The organism is Okeania sp. (assembly GCF_983059655.1).
On record NZ_CEZPJD010000512.1, the window covers coordinates 1 to 5773 of the forward strand.

At 33.4% G+C, this 5773-nt stretch carries 4 protein-coding genes; 2 read left to right on the forward strand and 2 right to left on the reverse strand.

Annotated features, from left to right (window positions below; translation table 11 throughout):
* Positions 1 to 201, reverse strand: a 201-nt coding sequence (locus tag AC3DU7_RS23035; protein ID WP_488041629.1) for a hypothetical protein, incomplete at its 3' end; no start/stop codon positions are given.
* 878 nt (positions 202 to 1079) lie between these two features.
* Here AC3DU7_RS23035 and AC3DU7_RS23040 point away from each other — a divergent pair.
* A complete protein-coding gene (locus AC3DU7_RS23040) occupies positions 1080 to 1904 on the forward strand; it encodes an inositol monophosphatase family protein (RefSeq protein ID WP_488041630.1) in 825 nt (274 codons plus the stop codon).
* A gap of 1276 nt (positions 1905 to 3180) precedes the next feature.
* Here the strand turns inward: AC3DU7_RS23040 and AC3DU7_RS23045 are convergent.
* Complete coding sequence (locus AC3DU7_RS23045; protein ID WP_488041632.1) at positions 3181 to 5001, reverse strand: N-acetylmuramoyl-L-alanine amidase; 1821 nt, start codon at positions 4999 to 5001, stop codon at positions 3181 to 3183.
* Between the two features lie 532 nt (positions 5002 to 5533).
* Here AC3DU7_RS23045 and AC3DU7_RS23050 point away from each other — a divergent pair.
* Entirely contained in the window at positions 5534 to 5659 is a 126-nt protein-coding gene (locus tag AC3DU7_RS23050; protein ID WP_488041631.1) for a hypothetical protein, read from the forward strand.
* The last annotated feature ends 114 nt before the right edge of the window (positions 5660 to 5773 follow it).

The following is a 5773-nucleotide window of genomic DNA, read 5'->3' on the forward strand; positions in this document are numbered from 1 at the left end:
TAAAGATTCCACAATTTTCTTAGCTTCTATAGGAGTAATATCATTTTTACACTCATAAACAGGATTAGATATCCTCTCCCCATAATAAGTAGAACGAATAAAATCTGCCCCAATAAAACGATCAAATGGACTATCACCTCCCCAAACCATAAATAAATTATTCTGTGGAATTTTTAGTTCTTGTTCCGATGGTTTTTTCATCTCACCAATACCTTCGCCAAACTGAATATAAACCTGACCAAATAAAGAAGTTTCTACAGGAAAACCATATTAATAAGCCACACCTCCAATACCTCCACCCGTTTCTTCAATAGCAAAACAACTATTATCAAGATTATTGCGGTAAATAATTCCATATTGAGGAGCGAATCTACAAGTATTTTAGCTGTTCTTTTTACCTCTGCTGGACAAGGTCATTTCATTTATCAGTTATCAGTTATCAGTTATTAGTACCTCTACAATAAGAAGGTTTGACATAAGGAATATTCTTTTTTTTATCCCCTTAAAAGGGGAGGCTTTGGACCACAATTTTTCGGTCAAATTTTTGGGCATTAGCAGGTAATATACAACTTACCTCCATAACTGCCAAAATAATAAAGTATAGAGAAACCCACTTTCGATGATTCATAAATTTTATTTTTAACAATGCTCTCTATCATTATAAAATATTGAAAATATTGATAGTGAATCTCTAGGTATTATTGCTTGGATATTATCTAGAAAATATGTAAGTATTTCCTGCGGAATGCTGCGCAAACAGCTATTAGCAACAAGACTCTCTTGTTAAGGACAGTATTTAAATAAAAATAGACTTTAAGGGCAAGGGAGGCAACTTTTGTAGTAAGACAATTAATAAAGCTTTTATCCTAAACTAAAAGGAATAGCTAATGGCTGACGGCTCTTTGCATTTGCGTAGCATCCTGTAGGGAAGCATTACGCAGAAAATACTTACTAAAATATCAAAATTAAAATCTAAAAACTCAAAGTTGAAAATTCAAGCAACAATTTAAGTTGACTGACTAATTAATCTTCTTTAAATCAACTTTCAAACAACAATCTAGTGGGATAAAAAAGTTCAAATGACAGAATTATGGAATCAAGTTTTAAACTTCGCAGAAACAACAACTTTTCGAGTAGGAAATCAATTATTAAAAGACTTCGGAAATGTTACAGCAGATGAAAAAGCTGACGGTAGTTTAATTACTAAATCTGATAAATGGGCAGATAGAGAAATTAGAGAAGCGATCGCTCGTACTTTTCCCACTCATGGAATCTTAACAGAAGAAACTCAACAGATATTTCCTAGTAATGAATGGTGTTGGATTATTGACCCCTTAGATGCTACAACAAACTTTGCTCAAGGTATACCAATTTGGGCAACTTCTATCGCATTATTGTATCAAGGTATTCCTATATTTGGTTATATACATTTGCCTCCATTACATCAATCTTATTATGGTTTTTATTATCAAGAAAATCAGACTTATTTATCTAATCCACCTATTACAAGAGCATTTTTAAATCATCAACCAATTCAACCAAACCAAGACAAAATTAATAGTAATCATTTATTTAATCTTTGTACTCGAAGTACCAAAATTTTACCTCAAATTCCCACAAAAATTAGAATGTTAGGCATAGCAAGTTATAACTTTTTACTTGTTGCTTGTGGTGCATCTATTGCAGGAGTTGAAGCTACACCTAGAATTTGGGATATTGCAGGATCTTGGGTAATAGCAAAAGCTGCAGGTGCAGTGTGGGTATCATTAGAATCTACAGATATTTTTCCTTTAAAAATTGGCAAAGATTATTCGAGTCATCCCTTTCCTACTTTGGTTGTTGGAAATCAACAATTAGTGTCATATTTTTTGCCTTTAGTACAACCTTTAAGGAAGAGGGAGTAGGGGAGTGGGGGAGTGGGGGAATGGGGAAGTAGGGGAGTGAGGGAGTAGGGAAGTGGGGGAGTAGGGGAGTGAGGGAGTAGGGGAGTGAGGGAGTGGGGAAGTAGAGGAGTGGGGGAGTGGGGGAGTAGGGGAGTGAGGGAGTGGGGGAGTGGGAAAAATTGTGATTAGAAAATAAACCGAAATATATCTTCTTTCTTTTAATTGAAAATGAGGTAATAATAGCTGATACCAATTCTCTATGAAGTTGCGCTTAATAAAAGATAACAGCTATTAGTAAAACTCTAGTTTGGGTAAAAATTATTAAGCGCATTGTTACAGAGAAATGGTATGAAATAATTACAGCACTTTTTAGGATAGTGAGGTACAGTTTAAAGATTAATCTTTTTTTCCCTACTCCCTACTTCCTACTCCCTAAAGTCCTAAAAATTTGTACCTCATCAACTTCAAAACTGCTGTAAGTAATTTATATCAAGTTCAATCAATACCATTACGGTGGCATAACTGTCGAAAAAAGATTGATAAATTACAAACTTTTATGTTTTTAGCGAACTCTTAACAGGGAATAAAAAATGAATAAAAATTATTAAATTAGTCTTAAACTGTACCTGACGCTTCCTGAAATTTGCCGTAATTAATAATCAACCCTCATTCCAACAATCCTCATTCCAACAATATAGAAGAAAAAATCGTTGAAATGATTAATGCTAAATCATGGCAAAATACTCCATATTACCAATTATATTAAATCCGTTTAATTGTACATATTAATTTTACATATATCCAAATTAGACTGATATGGAATAGAGAATAGTAAGATGTATAGCAATACTAAACGTTTAAAGGTTGAGTATCCTCTATTGACTCCTAATATCATGTCTAATTAAATAACTGTAATAAACAATCTTTACCAAACCTGGTAGAGACGTTGCATACAACCTCTCTATATTGCGGTTAATTAATATTATACCAATTTGATAAATGTTTGCTACAAATAGCTAGGGTATTTCTTAGAATTTCCGTTTGTCACCGCGAAGCAAACAGCAATACTGCAATTCAGGAGTCGTATGTGAATAGATTTAATAACAGTTTTCAGGTCGTAAATTCTCTTTTTTGTCAAAGGAACATTTCCTGCAAAATCTTTTTATTGCACTTATTATTCGTAACATTCTTTTTTCACGCTTGGTATTACTTGATATGACTTTTGACTCCTGACTACTTCTTCAAAGGAAATAGTAAAATTTCTAGCAATACTAAAAGTTTAAAGGTTTAGCATCCTCTACTTATTCCTAACTCCTAACTCCTGACTCCTGTCTCCTCTCTCCTGACTCCTTCTTTTAACCCATTCTACAATTCCATCTGCTAATGCTGTTGCTAACTTCTGTTGTTCTTGAGGATTCATAATCCATTCAAACTCATAAGGATTAATCATAAACCCTAATTCTAACAATACAGAAGGAGCTATTGTCGGACGAGCTAAAGCTAAATTATTCCAAAATACTCCATAAGAAGGTCGGTCTAATTTTTCCACTAAATAATTATGTAAAAATACTGCCAAACTATGAGCTTGAGAATGATACCAAAAAGTACCTATTCCCTGAGTTTTTAGAGCATCACCATAATCAGGTAAAGCATTATAATGAACCGAAAGTGCTAAATCTGGAACTTGTTGATTAATCATTTCCACACGATCTTTAGGATATAAATCCTCTTCTGCTTTTCGTGTCATATATACTGAAGCACCTCGTGCAATTAACTCATCCTGTAATAACTTTGAGAGAATTAATGTCACATTTTTTTCTGGATAACCAGTCGGACCTCTTGCACCTAAATCATTCTCACTACCATGTCCTGCATCAATCAAAATTTTCATTCCAGTCAGAGGTTTATTAATAGAATTAATCCCACTATTTACTGCCGGAGGATGTCGTAAAGTTAATCGCAAAGTTGTACCAACATATTCTAATTTATAACCCCATTGTTGCTCTGTTTTTAAATAAAACTTATACCTAACTCCCTGCTCATTTTGCACTGTTGAAGTTAAGATTGGTTGCCAGTCTAATCGCTCAATTAAAGGATCATCATCTAAACGAATAGTATCAGTTTGAGCCGTCGTATTATGCAGAATTAAAGTTAAATAACCATCGCCTTGTTCGACTGTTACTGGCACTGGTACTTGCAAAGGAAATCTAATTTCTGTTGCACCTTGAACTTGACGAGCAATAGCACCCCGAATTACCGAACGTGGTGGAGCAGCATCTGTAAATATCCTAGTCTCATCAGCTTTTATCCACCCACCATAGTCAAGACGTAAATAGTCTCCCTCCTTCCCTGTAATCAAAGCTTTTGTGCCTTTTGGTAGAGGAGTCAAACGAGAATAAGTGGTACTTGGTCCAGTTCTGGCCACACCTTCTTCTACTGTTACCTCGGCCACCTCAAATGTAGTGGGAGAAAGAATAGTCACTTTCCCCGGTGCTTTTTGAGTAACAGTTTGACCACTCATACTCAGTTTAAATTCAGGTTGACCTAAATCTCCCGATCTTTCTGCTTTAGCACAACCTTGATAATATTCTCCCGCAGAAGGAATTGGTTGATTTTCTCCTGTTAATACTGCCAAATTTCCTGGTAAATTTACTACTTGAGATTGGGAAAGTAAGGGAATAGTTTGTTCAGCTAATAACACAGAAATATTAGCATTTGGAGGAGCGATCGCCTGAAAACAAATTAATTCTCCTGGCATTCTGGCAATATCTTTTGTTGGGGTCAAAGAATTTTGGCCAAAAGCTATTCCTACTGGTAAAGGTGGTTGGTTTGAGTTGCGCGTTATTGTTAATATAATTTCCTGGTTTTGATGGCGTACAGTAAATATATTTTTCCCTATTTTTAATGGAAAACTAGGAGCAAAATGACCTGATTTACTACGTTCATTAATTTTTTTTCCATTAACAGTAACTTCTGCTTCTGGAGAAGCTGTACCAATTAAAAATATTCTATCTGAAGTGGTTTTATGGTTTGCGGAAGGATAGGCAATAAATAGAGATTTTTTTGTGGTTTCTTCTGAGAGTTGAAGTGGATTTTTATCTCCATTATTGTGTGACATGGCAGGAGGGCAAATACTACTTATAGTTACTAAAAATACTATTAATCCTAGAGTAGATGAGTGAATATTTTTACTTATTGTTTTCAGATTAATTATTTTTTTTGTAATTATTAGTAGTGGATGAAAATTGCTAAGATTATTCGGGTTTGTTTTTGATGATTTATCTTCTTTCATTGAACAAAATTTAATCTAACTTGAGTTTTTCTCAACAGTAAATTTAATGGAATTCAATATATTTTTTTAGCTAATTTTTTTAGCAAAAGTAATATCTATTAACAAATAGATACTTCTGCTTTCCTGATTAAATATTCTAGTTAAAACAGAAGAAATCAGGAGGAATTTAAGGAGCGAAAAATATGGTTTTGTCTGAATTTAAGCTTTTAATATGTCCGCACCCTTTTCTTCGACTACTATACAGAATTATTAAATTTAAAGCTTCTTTTTTGAATAAATAAATACAAAAAAATTTTTTCGTTAATCTATCCATCTTTAGGAGAGGTTCTTATTAACTATTAATTGCTATTATTAATTTATGAATTATCCTCCTGAATTTTGTCAAAAATTAGGTATAATTTATCGCTATTCTCAATTTTTTGTCAACAATGCAAAAATAGAGAAACACCTTGAATATTTTACCGAAGAATTAATAATTCAATAATTCAATAATTCAATAATTCAGGTTTAAAGCCTCCCCTTTCAAGGGGAAGAGAATCAATTTTTTCCTTTTATTCAATCCTCTTCCTTTTAGGGAGAGGTAATTATCAATTATCAA

What these genes read in the sequence shown, in the direction of transcription:
- AC3DU7_RS23040 (WP_488041630.1), top strand. Translation starts at nt 1,080, where the DNA reads ATGACAGAATTATGGAATCAAGTTTTAAACTTCGCAGAAACAACAACT.
- AC3DU7_RS23045 (WP_488041632.1), bottom strand. Translation starts at nt 5,001, where the DNA reads ATGTCACACAATAATGGAGATAAAAATCCACTTCAACTCTCAGAAGAA.
- AC3DU7_RS23050 (WP_488041631.1), top strand. Translation starts at nt 5,534, where the DNA reads ATGAATTATCCTCCTGAATTTTGTCAAAAATTAGGTATAATTTATCGC.